Genomic DNA, 17,301 nt, shown 5'->3' on the forward strand with positions numbered 1-17,301 from the left:
CAGATGCATATTTTGCAGGGTAAGATGCGTAGAGTACTAAAGGGTACTTAAGCAGGTTACCTTGATAAATAGGCGCTGTTAGGCTGCGTTCCTATCCGCATGCATGCGCCAACCCTTCTGCATTTTCTCAATGCGCAGCTGGTGGCAAAGCAAAACGTCAAGTTTAGCAGCCTCTTCAAGTGTCACCCATTTCATGTCCATGCTTTCATGGCTAATTTGCAGAGGAACACTCTCACTCACTTCAAACAAGAAGCACGCATTCAAGTGAATATGCTCAGGTTCAAGCTTGCCGTGCTTCACTTGAGTTGGCTTGTGCATACCGCCAACATCAAACAGCTCCATACCATGTACAGGTTTCAGCTCAGACTCAGGAATCCCAGTCTCTTCTTCAACCTCACGTACCGTGGCTTCGTAAGCATCAGGGCTGCCATCACAGTGTCCACCAGGACCAACCCAAAGGCCATCATCACCGTGCTGAAGCATCAAAATTTTTGTACGTTCAGGGTTTACAATCCAAGCATCACCACAAATGTGGCCCAGCAGGTTTGAGCGGCAGTACGGGTTATCAGACGTATTTAGAAACTGTTCCATCTGCTCAACAAAAGCAGCTTCAAAGTCGTTATAAGGGGTAAAAGCAGCAAGCTTCTTCTTCAGGTCAAAAGTCATGACATCTCCTTTAAGAGTTCGTGAGAGAGTATTGTGCAAGAAAAGCGAACAAAGATCAAAACAGAAACGTACTTTTAACGAAGTTCCTGCAAAAGGTCAATTAGTATACGCCGTCTAGAGCAAGGAAACGCTGACGTCTCGACTTCTTATCGCCTTTAAGATCTTTCAGGTGATCTGTAATAGATTTAGAAACACGCTTAATAGTGAGGTCTTCATCACGATGCGCGCCACCTACTGGCTCTTTAATAATTTCATCAACAACATTCAGCTTAAGAAGTTCGTCAGCAGTCATCTTCATGGCACCAGCAGCTTCACTTGCTTCTTTAGCATCACGCCACAAAATAGAAGCGCAACCTTCTGGAGAGATCACTGAGTACGTGCTGTTTTCAAGCATAAGCACTTTATCTGCTACAGCAATAGCAAGAGCACCACCACTTCCGCCTTCACCCGTAATCACACTCACAACAGGTGTGTTGAGGTTTAGAAGTGTTTCAATGCAGCTCGCAATAGCTTCACTTTGGCCGCGTGCTTCGGCGTCAATCCCCGGGAAAGCCCCTGGTGTATCGACAAAGGTAATGAGAGGCAGGTTAAATTTATCTGCCATTTTCATGATACGTTCAGCCTTACGGTAACCTTCAGGCTTTGGCATACCAAAGTTAAACTTCACACGCTCAGCTGTTTTATGCCCCTTTTGTGTGCCAAGAATAGCAACACTCTGGCCATTAAACTTACCAATACCTGCAAGCATGGTTTTATCGTCTGCAAAGCGACGGTCCCCTGCAAGTGGTGTAAAGTCTTCAATCATCAATTTTACATAGTCTGCAGGCTGAGGACGTGCTTGGTGGCGCGCCACTTGTACACGCTGCCACGGCGTAAGGTTACGGTACAGACGTCTAAGAATTGTTTTTTCCTTCAACTGAAGGCGCTCAATTTCACCATCTACATCCTTAACAGCAGGGTGCTCCACACCTTGCTCTTTGGCTGCACGAAGTTCATCCATTTTAATATGGATATCTTCAATCGGACGCTCGAACTCTAGAAACATCATGGGATGTGTCTTTGCCTTTCAGTTAGTGGAAATTTGAGTTATAAACCAAAACGTCTGATTTGTAAAATTATTGCGTTTTAGATGGCCTTCATATTGGCAATAGGATGAGATGACTCCAAAACAGTGCGTAAACGATCTCTCACGACATCTGTATAAATTTGCGTCGTCGACAAGCTGGCATGCCCCAATAAAATCTGAACACTACGCAAGTCTGCCTCATTTTGAAGCATGTGAGTTGCAAAACTATGGCGCAAAACGTGCGGCGAAATCGCAATGTCTAAATCGTATCCAATTTGTTTACAAATTTGCTGAACTCTCTGCCTTGTCAATGGCTTACGCACATCCTTCGGTGAAGGAAATAAGTAAACAGATTGCTGCTGCCCTAACATGGTCCGACGCGCGCCCTGCATGTAACCAACCACAACAGCACCCGCCATGTCCCCCAGTGGCACAAGCCGAACCTTACCGCCCTTACCTTGAATTTGAATATAAAGATGTTCGCCCGCATCAATGTCGCTCACCTTAAGGCCTATGAGCTCACTTACCCGAAGTCCCATGGAGTACATTAAATAGAGAAGCGTATAATCACGTTGGCCGCGCTCGTCCGTTGTATCAAATTGATCCAGCACTTTACGGACTTGCTCCTTGCTTAAAGCTTTTGGCAGGCTCTTTTTACGTTTAGGAAAAGCAATGCCCTCTGTTGGATCATCATTGCGTAAGTTTTGTTGAATCAAATACACAAAAAATTGGCGCATAGCACTGAGATGGCGAGCCTGTGTATGAGGGTGTTTATCTTGGAACGTTTCTAGATACCCCTTCACGTCATCTGCTGAAAGAGATACCAAAGATTTTTCAAGCACACGCTCCACTGCAAGAAGGTCAAGCTTGTAGCTATTATGGGTATTCATAGAAAGCCCTCGCACAGATAACAGATGATTTAAAAATCCTGCAAGTTCTGGCGAGGGTTGTTGTTTCATATATGAAATTACTGGATTTTCATTTCTGCAACTGCCGCACTCACAAACAGTTTGCGCGCCTCTTCTTGCATACCCATCAGGCGGAATGCAGACGTTACGTTCGCAAGTGTGTTTGTACCGAGCTGGTCAGGTGAGCGCTTGCTGAGTGGTACCAATGCACGCAGCATTGATTCACCAGTACGACCACTGTTTAGGCTAGAACCCAGTAGACGCAGCCATAGGGCACCTGTTTCTTCTGTGTGCATTTCACTTGAAAGCGTGTCGTCAAAACGCAGCCATACAGACTCATCAACAGCCACACCAAGTGCTTCAAGCAAAGTGAGAAGGCGCACAACGTCATCGTTACGAGCCGCAGGCTGAGAGAGTGTCCACTCTGTTGCAGACCCCGCAGTGAGTTTACCGTCCATAACTTCAAACAGTACGTTTACGTCTGCGCGCTGCTTCTTAATACTTTGAGAGAGAGTTTCATTGCCTTTTAGAACTGTCATCCACTGACGCGCCAGCGCAACGTTACCGCTGTTTAGGCTAGATTGGATCACATGTGGCGCAAACCAAGCGAGTTTTACATCTGGTTGAATGCGACGCTTATCTGGGCTAAGAACCACAGAAAGCTTATCAAGGCCGTCTTTATCCGCTTCACCCCAAAGCTTTTTCAAGATCAGAGCACGCTCACTACTCAGGCGTTCTTTTTCAGCCGCCTGCCAGAGAAGAGCACGCGCACGGCTGCCTGTAACATCATCCCCCACGCGTTGCAACGCATGTTTCATAAGCTCTTTATCAAACTGTTGAGCTTCATAAAGCTGAAGAAGAAGCAGGCCATCTGCTGTTTTACCGTAGCTGTTTACAAGACGCTCCACACTGTACAAACGTGTCTCCATTGGCGCACGTGTATTGGTTGCGATAGTACGCAGAGAGACATCGCTTAGTTGGTCCATGTGGTTTTCTGTCAGACGCTCAGGGTAATGCGCAAGCAGAGCTTGGCTCAGAGGGCTCCAACGGCGACCACTATCAAGCAGGATAAAGTTATCGCCTTCTTCTGCGCTCAGGTAATCATCAAGCAGTGTCATCACATCGCTTGCATCTTTCACCTTTTTAGAAATATTCAGGCTCAGCTTTAGACCCGCTTTATCACCTTTCATCGCTTGGCATGTCCAAAGGGCATGTTTCCAGAAAATCGTATCCACGTTTGGAATCATCTCCTGCACGTATGTACAGACTGAAGTATCTCCTTTAAGGAGGCGTGTTTGCACCCAAAGCTCAGGTACACCTGCATCTACAGGCACACTCTCAGGGCTAGCCATACGCTCAACAAGTGTTGTGGCTGCGCCGGCAAGGCCTTGCTGAATCAGTGTGTTGGCACGAACAACTTTCCAGCGCTTTTCATTCATACCTGATGGTGCAAGACCTTCTGGTGCTGGCACATCGCTCAGCATGAGGCGCTCCATAATATCGACCACCATTGGCGCGCTGTATGGCGTTGGTTCAATTTTATTTAGAAGAGAAAGGATTGTTGAAGAATCTGTATTTTGCCACAGATTTACAGGAAGACCTGTTTCATCTGTCTCGGCAAGCACAGGGCGTTGAATCGGTTGTGGTTTGTATGGCTCAGGCGCCACCTCTGGCATTGGGCGTTGCATGCCTTTTGGCTCTGCAGGTACACGCTCTGCTGCACGTTCCTGCGCTTCAAGGCCTTCGGCTTGCATTTCACGGAGAACATTCTCAAGCATATCATCACTCAGTTCAGCAGGGGCTGCTGCAGCTGCACTGCCTTGCAGTTGCGCTTGCTCTGGCGTTGTGCCGCCACTCATTTTAGGGACACGTTTTAGGTCCCCAATGGCAAAGCTTTTAGAGCCAGCTTGTGGTTGAGGCATATTTTTAGGCGTTTCAACTTTTGTTGGTGCCGGAGAAGGAATTTGCTGAGTCGCTGCACGTACGGCAGGTGTACCGTTTAAAAGTGCTTCATCGCTTGCAAGTGCATTCTCATCAATCAGCAGCTCATTCCCAGATGGAGGAGGTGCTAAAACATCCTCACCTGTGAATGATTTAAAGATGCTGCCAATGAGTGATTTTTTCTTAGGAGCTTCCTCCTGAACCTGCTGTGGTCTTGGGAAGTTTGGATCTTCCTGACCAAACAAATATGTCAGCACCATAATGCCAACCATAAACATCACAATCCAACGAAGAATAGCCATGTATTTTTCCTTTTGTTCTTCTCGCGAGAGATAATGTATCATATTCTTCTACTCCAGCAACGGAAAAGACAACATTTTAATTGCAAAAACAAAGGTGTTTTGCTAAAAAGAAAAAACGATGGACATAGACCCCAATTTAGATATTTCGACTTTCAGCCATACCCACCTGTATGATCATAAATTTGACGTGGACGATATTATCCACGCGCTTTGCAGTGCAGGAGACGCATCTTTTGCTGGAAGATTCCTATTAGACACTGAAGAAAAAGAGCTTTTACAAGATACAGGCACACATGCTTCTGTTAAAGAAGGCGACAAAGATGGCCACATTTTTGAAATTACGCCCCTACCCCTTGAAAGTTTAAAAACTGAGCTTACATCTCATGTCATGTTACAGAGACTCACAGAGGAAGACAGGCAAGCTGTGCTGACACAGATTGACACCTCTACTCATATTGCAGACTTCCCCGCTCTTTTTGAGCAGGAACATACTGGCGGCTGGCTCCGTGAGCGCATTAAAGAAAAAGCGCTTGAGTGGCTTGATGCCAGAAATCTTATCCCACCATCAATGGACCACGTCTACGATCGGAATATCTATAAAACACCCCCTGCGAAAACGCAGATTCAATTTACTGAGGAGAACTAAAACGCCATGAGCGACCCCAATGTCACGATGACCTTTGCCACAATTGCAGGACTGATTGCCTGCTCAGGATTCTTTAGTGGTAGTGAAACTGCGCTCATGTCAGCTTCTAAAGCAAAGCTGCACGCTCTAGAAAAAGACGGCAACAAAGCTGCCAAGCGCGTCATTCAACTGACAGAAAACCCAGATGTTCTTCTTTCAACAATTCTACTCGGTAACAACCTTGTAAATATTCTGTCTGCCTCTCTTGCAACTAAACTTGCTCTAGATTTATACGGCGATGCAGGGATTGCGTTTGCAACGATGATTATGACTGTCGTAGTTCTTATTTTTGCAGAGATCTTGCCGAAATCTATTGCCAGCAGAAAAGCAGAAACCTTTGGTATGTTGGTCAGCATTCCCATGTTGTTTATTGTAAAAACTCTCCGACCAATGACTCTTGTTTTACAAGGCATTAACTTTAGCATTATCCGCGCACTAGGATTTAAAGGTGACGGTGATTCATTTGATGAACGTGATGTACGCGGCGCCATTGGTATGGGCCTTGAACATGGTGTCCTTGATGACGGCGAGCAACGCATGCTGGATAGCATCCTTGACCTTGATGATATGGTGGTTGAAGACGTCATGATTCACCGTTCAAGCATTGATGCAATTAGTGCAACGTGCACAACCGAAGAACTTATTGATGCCTTTGCTGAAACAGATTACAGCCGATTACCTGTATATCTAGATGATGAAGATAACATTATTGGTGTCATTCATGTACGTGAATTTTATAATGCGTTACATACGGCACAAAAGAATGGCACGCCATTTGACCCCAACTCTGTCATGAAAAAGCCTTACTTTGTACCAATGACAGCTTCAATTGATGATCAACTGCTTGAGTTCAAACGCCTACGCACGCACCTTGCGCTTGTTGTTGATGAATATGGTGATTTGCAAGGTCTTGTAACACTTGAAGATATTCTTGAGGAAATCGTTGGAGATATTGTTGATGAATTCGATACTCACGAAAACCTTTATAAAGCCCAAAGCGACGGTAGCTTTGTGGTTTCAGGTACACTTACCGTACGTGATGCCAACCGTGAGCTAGACTGGGAACTTCCAGCAGATGATGCTGTTACTCTCGCCGGTCTTGTGATAGAAGAGCTCGGACGTATTCCAAACGTTGGTGAAGAAGTAACGGCCTACGGCATGACCTTCCGCATCATGGCTAAAAAACGCCAAGCAATTGTTAGAATGCTTGCCAAAGTAAATCCGAAAGAAGCTGACGAATAATGACCGTACTGATTTTGCCAGCCCTGATGTTTCTTGCAGGGCTCGTTATCCTTATGAAAGCAGGTGATTATCTTGTTGATGGCGCCGTAAGCATTGCCCATAAATTTAAACTCTCAGATGTCTTTATTGGCGTCGCGATTATTGGCTTTGGCACAAGCTTACCAGAACTCCTCTCTTCGCTGTCTGCCATGAGACTCGGCAGCCCAACTCTTGCTGTTGGTAATGCAATGGGAAGTAACATTGCTAACGTAGGCCTTATTCTTGGTCTAACTTTGCTTGTCGCGGGTACATTTAAACGTGCGGCAGGTCAAGAGCGTGAATATATCTCCATGATGATTGTGACCTTCCTCTTCCTTGGCGCTCTGTTTGTCTTTGATAGCATTAACCTTGTGCTTGCAGGCCTTATGGTTGCAGTACTCTTTGCTTACCTTGCACTTGCTCTAATGGCTGGTAAAAAGAACTTTGACGCCGCTCTCGAAGAAAGTGCTGAGTCTCACGAAGATACAAACATGAAGCGCGCAGGCCTTATGGTTGCGCTTGGTCTACTTGGTCTCTTTGCAGGTGCAGAACTTTTGGTACGTGGCGCAGTTGATATTGCACACTTCTTTGAGGTTCCTGAACGTATTATTGGTCTGACACTCATGGCCATTGGCACAAGCCTTCCTGAGCTTGCCGCCGCCATTAGTGCTGCCAAACGTGGCCGTAGTGCTCTCACATTCGGTAACATTATGGGCTCTAACGTCTTTAACCTACTGGGCGTACTTGGTGTGGCAGGTCTGTTTGGCACCATTCCACTGGTAGAAGGTACTATGACTGATGGCTTTATTATGACTGGCTTTGCCATTGTGCTGATTCCGCTGTTCTGGCAAGCATTTGCTAAAAATGCGTCACGCGTTTGGGGAATAGGCCTTCTTGTGGCTTACTTTGCTTACATTGCAAGCCTAGCCCTGTAGGAGAATACTTTATGAAACACCTGACTGGCCTTTGTTTATTCCTAAGCATCGCCACGATGGTGTTTCTTCTTCCGCTCAGCGCATTTTACTTTAATCTGCTTGACCTTAACCCTGCTGTTTTGCCTGTTTTGCAAGGGCTTTCTGAAGCTGAAACTTTACACCATGTCTTTGTTAATAGTCGTGGGTTTGAGTCTCATGAAATTGAACATTTTGCAGATGTCCGCGCTCTTATTGTGAAAGGGCAAATGCTTCTCCTTTGCACAAGCGTTGTTCTTGTTGGCATCGCTCTCTACAAACCAGAACATCTTAAACATAGTCTCAAACACCCTCTTCTTTATACAGGCGGGCTCGTGAGTTGTGTTGGTCTGGTTTGGATGGTGCTGGGATGGAAGAAACTTACAGCGATTTTACACACCCTTGCCTTCCCTGCTGGCAATTGGCGCTTTTCAAGCAGCAGCCTAACGATTGAACTTTATGGCCGTTCACTTATGCAAACTGGTGTTCTCACCACAGTTGGATTATTACTTTTAATTTCAGTAGGGCTATTTTTCCTACAGAAGAAACTCTCTAAACAACCTCTATAAACAGGATTAAGTGCGCAGCACGTTTTGAGAGTAGATATTTTAATTTGAGCTGCCGCAGAGTAGTCCCGCCCTACTTCAGGCAGAACACAAGTAAAATAGATACCTCAAATAAGCGAGTTTATTCGTCCTCAGGTTCCTCAATATTTAGATACGGCACCCACTGCTCTGGGAAGCGCCCTGTCGGATCAATCTCACGACTGTTCTTCCATAGCTCTCTTACTGTTGGCTGATGTGGTTTACGATTCAGCTTCATCCCTGCTTGCTCAGGTGTACGACCACCCTTCTTTGTATTACAAGGGCTGCAACTGGCCACCATGTTTTTATAACCTCTACCACCGCCTACACACTTTGGAATCACATGATCCAAAGTCAGCGCACCACCTTTACGAATCCCAGGAATATTACCTTCTTTTCCGCAATATTGGCACTCAAACATATCCCTCAAATACAAGTTCACCCGGTTAAAGGCCGGGCGTTGTTGAGGCGTTATGTATTCGTTAAGTACGATTACACTCGGCATATCCATCTCAAAAGAGGGAGAGTGTAAGGTGAGGTCGTAGCTGGCTGCGATGTGGGCTCTGCCCATGAAAAATGCTTTCACAGCATCTTTCCAACTTACCACCGAGAGAGGGTACCAGCTGAGAGGTTGATAGTCTGCATTTAGAACCAACACAGGTTTATTATATCCCGCTGTCATGACGTCTGTCCTTTATCGTTGTTGAAGTCTAGGTCTCCTTATTTGCCATTTTTGATGCATTTTTCTCTTTTGCATCTTGTATTTATCTCTCTTCTATCTTATGTATGTCTCTATTAATATTGTAAGCATAAATTGCCTATTTTTTGTGCAATTTCCACTTATTTACCTCTTGTATCTCTTTCTCTGCACGCACCCTGCGTGGCAGATTCACAACATCCAAGGACACCACCAATGGCTCCATACTCACTCAAAAATGCCCTTAATTTACTTTGGGTTAGCTTAAAAAAGAAGCGGCGAGGCTTCTCCATGGCCATCAACAATGATTGCCTACAAATCCGCGCACGCAGCATGCCTGGGCAAAGTTTTTCTCTCAAACGAGGAGACAAAGCCTGGCAAATCAAAATCCAAGGCCCTCGCAACATGCTGATTGAACTGGAAAACCCTTCCTTGAAGGCCTTGTTCCTTGAGCTTTGTGCCGCCATCAAAGAAGAGCAATGGTGTGCAGAATTTACACCCATCGCTGAATCAGGCGCCGAAGCCTTTGCAGCATAAACGATAGATCAAGCCCCCACTTTGGGGGCTTGCTTTTTGATAACATGGTTGTACGCGACCTGAAAGCTCTGACACAGTTAAAAGAACGCTTCAAATCATAAAACGAAAAAACCCCCTTCGCATACGCAAAGGGGATCTCTCTATCGATTAAAAAAGGGGTTAACCTTCGGCGGGTGCTGCTACATCGGCAGTAGGTGCTTCAGGAGCAGCAGTTTCCGCCACCTGCGCAGGCGCGGCTGTTGCTTTTTTCCGGCGCGGCAGCACAGACATCAGCGCAAAAATCACCAAATAGGCACCAATTGCGCCCAAACCTGACCAAGCCAAGCTTTGAACGTCATCCGTCCGCACAAGCTGGTCAAGTGTCATGCTTTGTGCTTGCAGGCCTTCAACAGCAGCCTGAATGGTCTGGTAAGCCGAGTTATTGCTATATTGCATCGCGGCTTCTGTACCCAGAGGAACAAACAGCAGGCCAGCAAGTATCGGCGACCAACGCGATGCCAGCGCACAAGCAGCCGCAGCGCCTGCTGTGATCGTGAAGAGTGGGTTTCCCTGCACAGCTTGCAGCAAGCCCGTACCGAATTCGGCAATATTGCTGAGCACCAACGATGCCTGGTCAGCAAACGTCAAAGTGGTTTCGGTCGCGGAAGTTGCCACAGTTTCATTAGCCATCATGTATTCTCCTTATGAGGCGTGGATAGAAAAAGGAAAGCTCCCCCAAAAGGGCGGAGCGGTATATTCATTTGCAGAGGGGAATATAGCGAGTTTTCCTGAACTTGCAAGGGGTTTTTACACAAAAGTATACATTTTCATTCTGAAAGCTGTTCTTCGTAGCGCTCCCAAGCCTTTTTAGCGTACTCAAAGCTAAAGCCACGACCAATCAGGAAGCGTAGCCCTTTATCTTTAATTTTTTGTTTTTCGGCGTATTCATCAGGCAAAGTGCCATCTGTCTTACGACTCATCCAGCGTTCTAAAAGCTCAAAAGCACGGTCATCTTCACTCTGCTCTTCTTCTTCAAGGTCATATGATGCCTGCTCAATAAGTTCACGTGGCAAACCTTGCTGCTTTAATTCTTGTGCAATACGCATCCAACCCCAGCCAGACACATTACGACGGTATTCGATGCGCCCCTTAAGGTACTTTTCATCATCCAAATATTCCATCTCATAGAGGCGGGCGATTGTAGCAGCAATCTCTTTTTCGTCATACTTTTTAGCCGTGAGTTTTTCTACCATCATGGATTCAGATACATTACGGCGAGCCAGAATATCAATGGCAGCTTCAGTGCAAGTACGCTTAGGCTTGCGCTGCCTTTTCTCTTTCTTAGGTTTGTCTTCCCAAGACTCAGTGGATGATTTGCGCGTATACTTGCCCCCCCGAGGCTTTCTCTGCTTTTCTTCCGGTGTATCAGGTACATCCGCCAAAGACACAATAATCTTGTCTAAATCCAACTGTTTCATGAGGCGTATCTTAGCACAAAAAAGCCGCCCCATGGGCGGCCTTTCAAATTTTATAAACTTTCTAGATGTGAGCGAAAATTCTTTATTTTGAGAACCGCCCCGCAGTGTACTTATAGGTACATGAGGAGCGGCAGCACAAAAATAATGGATTTGCAGCCACACTCTAGGAGTGTTTAGGCAGTTGGCTCAGTGCCTTCTTCACCATCCACAGGTGTACCTTCAGGCAGGTCAGTCCCGCGAATTTGCGCTTCAATTTTAGCAGCAACTTCAGGGTTCTCCGTTAGGAAGGTCTTTGTCTTTTCACGGCCCTGACCAATACGGTCACCGTTGTAGCTGTACCAAGCACCGGCTTTTTCAACAACGCCCTGCTTCACACCAAGGTCAAGGATTTCACCTGTCTTAGAGATACCTTCACCGTACATGATGTCAAATTCAACTTCACGGAATGGAGGCGCGACTTTGTTCTTAAGAACTTTAACACGTGTTGAGTTACCGATAACTTCGTCTTTATCTTTAATGGCACCTGTACGACGGATATCTAGGCGTACTGACGCGTAGAACTTAAGCGCGTTACCACCCGTTGTTGTTTCAGGGTTACCAAACATAACACCAATCTTCATGCGAATCTGGTTAATGAAGATCACCATGCAGTTTGTACGAGAAATGTTACTTGCAAGCTTACGTAGGGCTTGGCTCATTAGGCGTGCGTGCAGACCCATGTGGCTATCACCCATCTCACCTTCAATTTCAGCACGTGGTGTTAGGGCAGCAACAGAGTCAACCACAACAAGGTCAACCCCACCAGAACGCACAAGCGTATCTACAATCTCAAGAGCTTGCTCACCGTTATCAGGCTGAGACACAAGAAGTTCTTTTGTTTTTACGCCAAGCTTTTCAGCGTAACCAACATCTAGCGCGTGCTCAGCATCGATAAATGCACAGGTACCACCCGCTTTTTGCGCTTCTGCAATCGCGTGTAGAGTGAGCGTTGTTTTACCAGAAGATTCTGGGCCATAAATTTCAATGATACGGCCTTTCGGGAAACCGCCAATACCCATTGCCATGTCTAGGCCAAGTGAGCCTGTAGAGATCGCTTCAATGTTTTTTTGTACAGAGTCGTCAGCTAGGTTCATAAGGCTTCCCTTACCGAACTGCTTTTCGATCTGTGAAATCGCTGCTTGTAGTGCCTGATTACGGTCCATTATTATTTTCCTCTTCTCGTATAAAAATTAGTGACTAAAGAGTACCATTTTTGATTCTAAGCTGTCTATGAAAAGGGTGAATTCATCAGACGAATGCACGAAAAAAAGGCAAAAAAAGCACAGCCTATCTGGGCTTTTCAGAGTCAGGCCCATTCCAGTCCCCTTTTTCCTGTCGTTTTTTGATTAAAAGCCCTTACCATAAAGAGGAGTTAACTTTAGGGATTTTTGAATAGGACAAGCATGAAGCTCAAAGCACTAAAAACAAAAACAACGGTTGAGTTACCTGATCTCGTGACAGCAGACATCGTTACAGAACTTGCAGAACTGCTTAAGGAAGCGGTCTCTCTTGGCAAGCCAATCACTCTTTCAGCAAAAACAATTCAGCACATTGATACGTTGGGTTGTCAGCTTTTTGTTTCACTCAAAAATTCTTGTCAGGAAAAGAGCATCGATCTTGAGGTTAAAAACCCAACAGAAGCGTTTGAGACAAGCATGAGTATTCTCGGCCTAGATATGATGGAGGCCTCATGATCCGTAATCTCTTCCCAAGTATTCTTGTCTTTATCTGTGCCTTGGTAGGAGGATACTTCCTCCTAGATACGCTTGGCATGGATATTCCTGTAAGTGCGCTTATTATTGCATCAGCTCTTATTTTTACAGCCTTGGCAACTGCCTGCCTTACTTACTACTTCCTCCTTCAAGAGAAGGATAAATCTCACCTCCATATGTTTGGAAATACACATACCAAAAGTTTGCAGATCCTAAGTGAGCACATTAAAGATATTACAGAAGATATCGAAAGCTCTATTGGCGGTATTATCCAAGAGTTCATGGATATTTCTACACAAACCAAAGAGCAATCAACTCTAATTGAAAAAGCAATCCTCGCAAGCTCTGACGTAGAGATTAGCGGCGAAAACGTAACAGCTCTTGAGCTTGTTGCCAACGTACGCGACATGCTTGAAGAAATGAGCGGGACTATTGTTTGGTTTAGCAGTAGCTCTCTTAAAATTGCTGAGTCTATTTCTGACCTGACAGGTCGCATTGAGACAGTTAACAACTTCATGGAACAAATTGATAGTATTTCTAAGCGTACAGAGCTTCTTGCTCTTAACGCAACGATTGAGGCCGCACATGCCGGTGAGCATGGTAAAGGCTTTATGGTCGTTGCCGATGAAGTCCGTAAGCTTGCCCTGCAGTCTGCTGAGTTTAACCAAAACATTCAGATGGAAGTGTCTGAGATCACAAAGCTCCTAAAAGAATCTCATACAGGTGCACGTGAAGTGATCTCTAAAGATATGACACACATGCTGGTTCATAAGAACAAGACAGAGCTGGTGATTAAAACACTGACCGAGCAAAAAGAAGAACTTATGAAGCTTCTTAATAAAGCGGCAAGAGACTCTGACAATACGGCCCAAAACATTTTTGGCATTGTCCAAAAGCTACAGTTCCAAGATCGTACAAAACAGCGTCTTGAGCATGTGGCGCTCCCTCTACATACCATTTCAAATGAACTTCAAGCCATTGTTGCTGAAGAAAAGTGGCCTGTGCATATGTCTTATGTTGATGAAGAGTTCCTTGCGTCATTCAGCAGTAAGTACACCATGTTTAGTGAGCGTGAAAAACACGATGCCATCATTGCAGGTGAAGATATTTCACATATTGAAGCCCACGATTACTGCGCAGAAACAGAAGTTGAACTTTTTGGCGAAGATGCAGAACCAGAGCCAGCACCTGTTGAAGTGCAGACACTGCCTGAAAGCTCTGACGAGCTTGATGACATCTTCTTTGGCAATACACCAGAGCAACCAGAAGAAGAACGTGCAGTTACCGCAGAAACCGTTTCAGAACCTGAAGCTTCAACAGAAGTGAAAGAGGAAGAAGTAAAAACACAACAAAAACCATCCAAGACAACATCAGAAGATGCGCTTGGAGATAACGTCGATCTCTTTTAATCAAGAGTACAAACAGGGGGAAAACCTATGAGTAAAACAATTTTGGCTGTAGATGATTCTGCTTCTATCCGCCAGATGGTGGGCTTCACGCTCAAGCAAGCAGGCTACACTGTAGTAGATGCTGAAGATGGCGTAGATGGTCTGAATAAAGCAAAGGGCACAAAAGCTGACCTTATTATTACCGACCTCAATATGCCCAATATGAACGGTATTGAACTGATTAAAGCGCTACGCCAAGAATCAGACTATAAATTCACACCTATTCTCATGCTGACAACAGAAAGTGATGACAGCAAAAAGGCTGAAGGTAAAAACGCTGGCGCGACAGGCTGGATTGTTAAACCTTTCAACCCAGAGCAGCTCATTAAAGTTATTGAGCGCGTTCTTCCTTAATTTATAAAAATAAAAAGCTGAGATTCCTATGAACATAGATATGAGCCAATTCCAGGATACGTTCCTTCAAGAAGCAACGGAAAACCTGGAAGAACTCGAACAAGGCCTTCTGGCTCTTGAAAGTGGTGATAGCGCCGATATGAACGCTATCTTTAGAGCGGCTCACTCTATTAAAGGGGGTGCAGGTACCTTTGGTTTTATGCCAATTAGTGACTTCACTCACACTGTGGAAAGCGTGCTGCAAATGGCACGTGATGGCGAACTTGATATGACGGCTGATCTTGTCACAGCTCTTCTTGCAAGTTGTGACATCATCTCAGAAATGGTTGATATTGCCAAAGCTGGTGGTGACACCGCTGAGGTAGATACAAAAGATTGCCTTGCAACGCTTCAAAAATTTGAACACTCAGACGCATCCCCCGCGACTGATGCAAATGATGACGATTCAGACGACAATTCTGATGACCCATTTGATGACGGCCTTGCAGGTCTCTTCCTTGATAGTGAATGGCATATTACATTTAAGCCCAAACCACACCTTCCACTCACAGGTTCTGACCCTGTTAACATTCTACGTGAGTTGAAAACGCTTGGTATTATGAAAACGATTATTCATACAGAAGCGGTGCCAACAGTGGATAAACTCTTCCCTGAAGAACTTTACCTGTGGTGGGAAATTATCCTGACAACAGATGCCAGTGAATCAGATATTAAAGATGTCTTTATGTTTGTTGAAGACGACGCAGATATCGAGGTCAAAAAACATGATGCGCCTGCGCAAAATGTTGTACAGATTGAAGAGCCTGTTAAAGAAGAAAAAGCCGAACCAGTTGCCACACCCATGGATGATCGCCGTGAAGGTGAAGACCGTCGTAAAAAACAAGATCGTCGCCAAGCGCCTGCTGGCAAAGAACAGCAATTTATCCGCGTTGCCATTGATAAGGTTGATAACCTGATTAACCTTGTTGGTGAGCTTGTCACAACCAACGCCATGGTGGAGCAGCACGCCGGCAATGAAGAACAGAATGACACAAGGCAACAGCAGCTGATCTCTGCTCTGCAAGATATGTCTATGCATACGCGCAATCTGCAAGAAAGCATTATGGCGATTCGTATGATGCCTGTTGATTTTGCGTTCTCTCGTTTTCCACGCATGGTGCGTGACACCGCTAACAAACTAAACAAGAAAGTGAATCTTGTTACAGATAGTGGCCAAACAGAACTTGATAAAACAGTGATTGAAAAAATCAGTGATCCTCTTACACACCTTGTGCGTAACAGTGTGGATCACGGTATTGAGCTTCCAGCAGAACGCGCCGCAGCAGGCAAGCCAGAAGAAGGCACAGTCACACTACGCGCCTTTTATAAGGGTGGCAGCGTTATGATTACCATTACGGATGATGGTAAAGGTCTCGATAAAGAAAAAATCATAGCGAAAGCCATTGAAAACGGTGTTATTACCTCAGCAGATGGCATGAGCGATACTGACATTTACAACATGATCTTTGAAAGCGGTTTCTCAACGGCAGAAGTCGTGACCGACGTAAGTGGACGGGGTGTAGGTATGGACGTTGTCCGCAAAAACATCCAATCTCTTGGCGGAAGCGTATTTATTGATAGCACACCTGGTCAGGGCAGTACGTTCTCTATTTCACTGCCGCTCACCCTTGCCATTGTAGATGCCATGGCGACAAAAGTTGGTGGGGAAATTTACATGGTGCCGCTGCTTTCTATTGTGGAGAGCATTCGCCCAACAGCAGATATGATTCAACAAATTCAAGGCAATTCAGAAGTTCTGAACGTCCGTGGTGAGTACCTACCACTCCTACGTTTAGGTAGCGCTATGAACACGCCAACAGATAAATATCAGCCAGACCCAACGCAAGCGATTGCCGTCATTATTGAAGCTGAGAATGAAAAGCTTGCCCTTGTGGTCGATGATCTACTTGGTGAACGCCAAGTGGTGATTAAGAGCATTGAAAAGAACTACCAAAGCGTGGAAGGTATTTCTGGTGCCACGATCCTTGGTGATGGTTCTGTTGCTCTTATTCTTGACTTGCCAGGCGTGATTAAACTTTCTAAGCGTGATGGCCGTTTCCAAGTGCCAGAAGCCGCTGCACCAAAAGTGACACAACAAGAAACAACCCCAAGTACGGAGGAGCTCTCATGAACACTGAGATCACAACAACAGGACAAGACATTATGAACTCGTCTATTGGTGAAGGCCAGTTCTTGACGTTTGAACTCAATAACGAAATGTACGGCGTCGATATCCTCAAAGTACAAGAAATTCGTGGTTGGACAGAAGTCACAAATATTCCAAACGCACCGCACTTTATTCGCGGTGTGGTTAACCTACGTGGAGCCATTGTTCCTATTCTAGATATGCGCCGTCGCTTTAATATGGATGAGCTGGTGTTCACACATCAAACTGTTGTGATTGTTGTGAATGTCTCTGACCGTACCATTGGTATGGTGGTTGACGGCGTGAGCGATGTTGTGAACATTCCAATGGAAGAGCTCCGCCCTGCCCCAGACTTTGGTACAGGTATTGATGCCAGCTTCCTACAAGGTCTCGCGCCAATTGATGAAGAGAACATGGCGATTATTCTGAACATCGATGAAATGCTACAGGCGTGCGAGCTTGTACAACTTGATAAACTAACAGATGCGTAAGAGGTTCAATGAGTATAGC

At 45.4% G+C, this 17,301-nt stretch carries 18 protein-coding genes; 10 read left to right on the forward strand and 8 right to left on the reverse strand.

What is annotated here, in order from left to right:
• Window positions 1-78: 78 nt before the first annotated feature.
• The 4 genes from VX730_03190 to VX730_03205 form a co-directional block, all read right to left on the reverse strand.
• A complete protein-coding gene (locus tag VX730_03190; protein ID MEC9291385.1) occupies window positions 79-666 on the reverse strand; it encodes an NUDIX domain-containing protein in 588 nt (195 codons plus the stop codon).
• Between the two features lie 100 nt (window positions 667-766).
• Window positions 767-1,714 carry an acetyl-CoA carboxylase carboxyltransferase subunit alpha gene (locus VX730_03195; protein ID MEC9291386.1) on the reverse strand — a complete coding sequence of 316 codons (948 nt, stop codon included), beginning with the start codon at window positions 1,712-1,714 and terminating at the stop codon, window positions 767-769.
• A 77-nt stretch (window positions 1,715-1,791) separates the two neighbouring features.
• Window positions 1,792-2,691, reverse strand: coding sequence for a tyrosine recombinase (locus tag VX730_03200; GenBank protein ID MEC9291387.1), 900 nt, complete (start codon window positions 2,689-2,691; stop codon window positions 1,792-1,794).
• A gap of 8 nt (window positions 2,692-2,699) precedes the next feature.
• The gene (locus tag VX730_03205) at window positions 2,700-4,883 is read right to left on the reverse strand and encodes a hypothetical protein (protein ID MEC9291388.1); all 2,184 of its coding nucleotides are present in this window, start codon (window positions 4,881-4,883) and stop codon (window positions 2,700-2,702) included.
• Between the two features lie 118 nt (window positions 4,884-5,001).
• On the opposite strand from VX730_03205, the gene VX730_03210 reads away from it, so the two are divergent.
• From VX730_03210 to VX730_03225, 4 genes are read left to right on the forward strand one after another with little or no spacing between them, the layout of a single operon-like run.
• Window positions 5,002-5,529, forward strand: a complete 528-nt coding sequence (locus VX730_03210) for a hypothetical protein (GenBank protein MEC9291389.1) — start codon at window positions 5,002-5,004, stop codon at window positions 5,527-5,529.
• Window positions 5,530-5,535: 6 nt separating this feature from the next.
• A complete protein-coding gene (locus tag VX730_03215) occupies window positions 5,536-6,810 on the forward strand; it encodes a CNNM domain-containing protein (GenBank protein MEC9291390.1) in 1,275 nt (424 codons plus the stop codon).
• Window positions 6,810-7,763, forward strand: a complete 954-nt coding sequence (locus tag VX730_03220; protein MEC9291391.1) for a calcium/sodium antiporter — start codon at window positions 6,810-6,812, stop codon at window positions 7,761-7,763. Before VX730_03215 ends, VX730_03220 begins: the two co-directional genes overlap by 1 nt.
• Before the next feature lie 11 nt (window positions 7,764-7,774).
• On the forward strand, window positions 7,775-8,347 hold the full coding sequence (locus VX730_03225) for a DUF1461 domain-containing protein (GenBank protein MEC9291392.1): 573 nt from the start codon (window positions 7,775-7,777) through the stop codon (window positions 8,345-8,347).
• A gap of 118 nt (window positions 8,348-8,465) precedes the next feature.
• Here the strand turns inward: VX730_03225 and VX730_03230 are convergent, their stop codons facing one another.
• Window positions 8,466-9,044, reverse strand: a complete 579-nt coding sequence (locus VX730_03230) for an HNH endonuclease (GenBank protein ID MEC9291393.1) — start codon at window positions 9,042-9,044, stop codon at window positions 8,466-8,468.
• 231 nt (window positions 9,045-9,275) lie between these two features.
• On the opposite strand from VX730_03230, the gene VX730_03235 reads away from it, so the two are divergent.
• Window positions 9,276-9,596, forward strand: coding sequence for a hypothetical protein (locus tag VX730_03235; protein MEC9291394.1), 321 nt, complete (start codon window positions 9,276-9,278; stop codon window positions 9,594-9,596).
• A gap of 159 nt (window positions 9,597-9,755) precedes the next feature.
• Here VX730_03235 and VX730_03240 read toward each other — a convergent pair whose 3' ends face one another.
• The 3 genes from VX730_03240 to recA form a co-directional block, all read right to left on the reverse strand.
• Window positions 9,756-10,151 (reverse strand): hypothetical protein, encoded by a 396-nt coding sequence (locus VX730_03240; GenBank protein MEC9291395.1) that lies wholly within the window; start codon window positions 10,149-10,151, stop codon window positions 9,756-9,758.
• Between the two features lie 251 nt (window positions 10,152-10,402).
• A complete protein-coding gene (locus tag VX730_03245; GenBank protein ID MEC9291396.1) occupies window positions 10,403-11,053 on the reverse strand; it encodes a regulatory protein RecX in 651 nt (216 codons plus the stop codon).
• 173 nt (window positions 11,054-11,226) lie between these two features.
• The gene (recA, locus tag VX730_03250) at window positions 11,227-12,255 is read right to left on the reverse strand and encodes a recombinase RecA (protein MEC9291397.1); all 1,029 of its coding nucleotides are present in this window, start codon (window positions 12,253-12,255) and stop codon (window positions 11,227-11,229) included.
• A gap of 240 nt (window positions 12,256-12,495) precedes the next feature.
• Here recA and VX730_03255 point away from each other — a divergent pair, with 240 nt between their 5' ends.
• From VX730_03255 to VX730_03275, 5 genes are read left to right on the forward strand one after another with little or no spacing between them, the layout of a single operon-like run.
• A complete protein-coding gene (locus VX730_03255) occupies window positions 12,496-12,786 on the forward strand; it encodes an STAS domain-containing protein (protein ID MEC9291398.1) in 291 nt (96 codons plus the stop codon).
• On the forward strand, window positions 12,783-14,213 hold the full coding sequence (locus VX730_03260) for a methyl-accepting chemotaxis protein (protein ID MEC9291399.1): 1,431 nt from the start codon (window positions 12,783-12,785) through the stop codon (window positions 14,211-14,213). Before VX730_03255 ends, VX730_03260 begins: the two co-directional genes overlap by 4 nt.
• A gap of 27 nt (window positions 14,214-14,240) precedes the next feature.
• Complete coding sequence (locus tag VX730_03265) at window positions 14,241-14,606, forward strand: response regulator (protein MEC9291400.1); 366 nt, start codon at window positions 14,241-14,243, stop codon at window positions 14,604-14,606.
• A gap of 40 nt (window positions 14,607-14,646) precedes the next feature.
• Window positions 14,647-16,776 carry a chemotaxis protein CheA gene (locus tag VX730_03270; protein ID MEC9291401.1) on the forward strand — a complete coding sequence of 710 codons (2,130 nt, stop codon included), beginning with the start codon at window positions 14,647-14,649 and terminating at the stop codon, window positions 16,774-16,776.
• A complete protein-coding gene (locus tag VX730_03275) occupies window positions 16,773-17,282 on the forward strand; it encodes a chemotaxis protein CheW (GenBank protein MEC9291402.1) in 510 nt (169 codons plus the stop codon). Before VX730_03270 ends, VX730_03275 begins: the two co-directional genes overlap by 4 nt.
• The last annotated feature ends 19 nt before the right edge of the window (window positions 17,283-17,301 follow it).

The sequence above is a fragment of the Pseudomonadota bacterium genome, from assembly GCA_036141575.1.
Lineage (GTDB): Bacteria > Pseudomonadota > Alphaproteobacteria > UBA2136 > JAPKEQ01 > JAPKEQ01.

Excerpts from the sequence above, each read along its gene's own strand:
- VX730_03190 (MEC9291385.1), bottom strand. The coding sequence starts at position 666 with ATGACTTTTGACCTGAAGAAGAAGCTTGCTGCTTTTACCCCTTATAAC.
- VX730_03195 (MEC9291386.1), bottom strand. The coding sequence starts at position 1,714 with ATGATGTTTCTAGAGTTCGAGCGTCCGATTGAAGATATCCATATTAAA.
- VX730_03200 (MEC9291387.1), bottom strand. The coding sequence starts at position 2,691 with ATGAAACAACAACCCTCGCCAGAACTTGCAGGATTTTTAAATCATCTG.
- VX730_03205 (MEC9291388.1), bottom strand. The coding sequence starts at position 4,883 with ATGGCTATTCTTCGTTGGATTGTGATGTTTATGGTTGGCATTATGGTG.
- VX730_03210 (MEC9291389.1), top strand. The coding sequence starts at position 5,002 with ATGGACATAGACCCCAATTTAGATATTTCGACTTTCAGCCATACCCAC.
- VX730_03215 (MEC9291390.1), top strand. The coding sequence starts at position 5,536 with ATGAGCGACCCCAATGTCACGATGACCTTTGCCACAATTGCAGGACTG.
- VX730_03220 (MEC9291391.1), top strand. The coding sequence starts at position 6,810 with ATGACCGTACTGATTTTGCCAGCCCTGATGTTTCTTGCAGGGCTCGTT.
- VX730_03225 (MEC9291392.1), top strand. The coding sequence starts at position 7,775 with ATGAAACACCTGACTGGCCTTTGTTTATTCCTAAGCATCGCCACGATG.
- VX730_03230 (MEC9291393.1), bottom strand. The coding sequence starts at position 9,044 with ATGACAGCGGGATATAATAAACCTGTGTTGGTTCTAAATGCAGACTAT.
- VX730_03235 (MEC9291394.1), top strand. The coding sequence starts at position 9,276 with ATGGCTCCATACTCACTCAAAAATGCCCTTAATTTACTTTGGGTTAGC.
- VX730_03245 (MEC9291396.1), bottom strand. The coding sequence starts at position 11,053 with ATGAAACAGTTGGATTTAGACAAGATTATTGTGTCTTTGGCGGATGTA.
- recA (MEC9291397.1), bottom strand. The coding sequence starts at position 12,255 with ATGGACCGTAATCAGGCACTACAAGCAGCGATTTCACAGATCGAAAAG.
- VX730_03255 (MEC9291398.1), top strand. The coding sequence starts at position 12,496 with ATGAAGCTCAAAGCACTAAAAACAAAAACAACGGTTGAGTTACCTGAT.
- VX730_03260 (MEC9291399.1), top strand. The coding sequence starts at position 12,783 with ATGATCCGTAATCTCTTCCCAAGTATTCTTGTCTTTATCTGTGCCTTG.
- VX730_03265 (MEC9291400.1), top strand. The coding sequence starts at position 14,241 with ATGAGTAAAACAATTTTGGCTGTAGATGATTCTGCTTCTATCCGCCAG.
- VX730_03270 (MEC9291401.1), top strand. The coding sequence starts at position 14,647 with ATGAGCCAATTCCAGGATACGTTCCTTCAAGAAGCAACGGAAAACCTG.
- VX730_03275 (MEC9291402.1), top strand. The coding sequence starts at position 16,773 with ATGAACACTGAGATCACAACAACAGGACAAGACATTATGAACTCGTCT.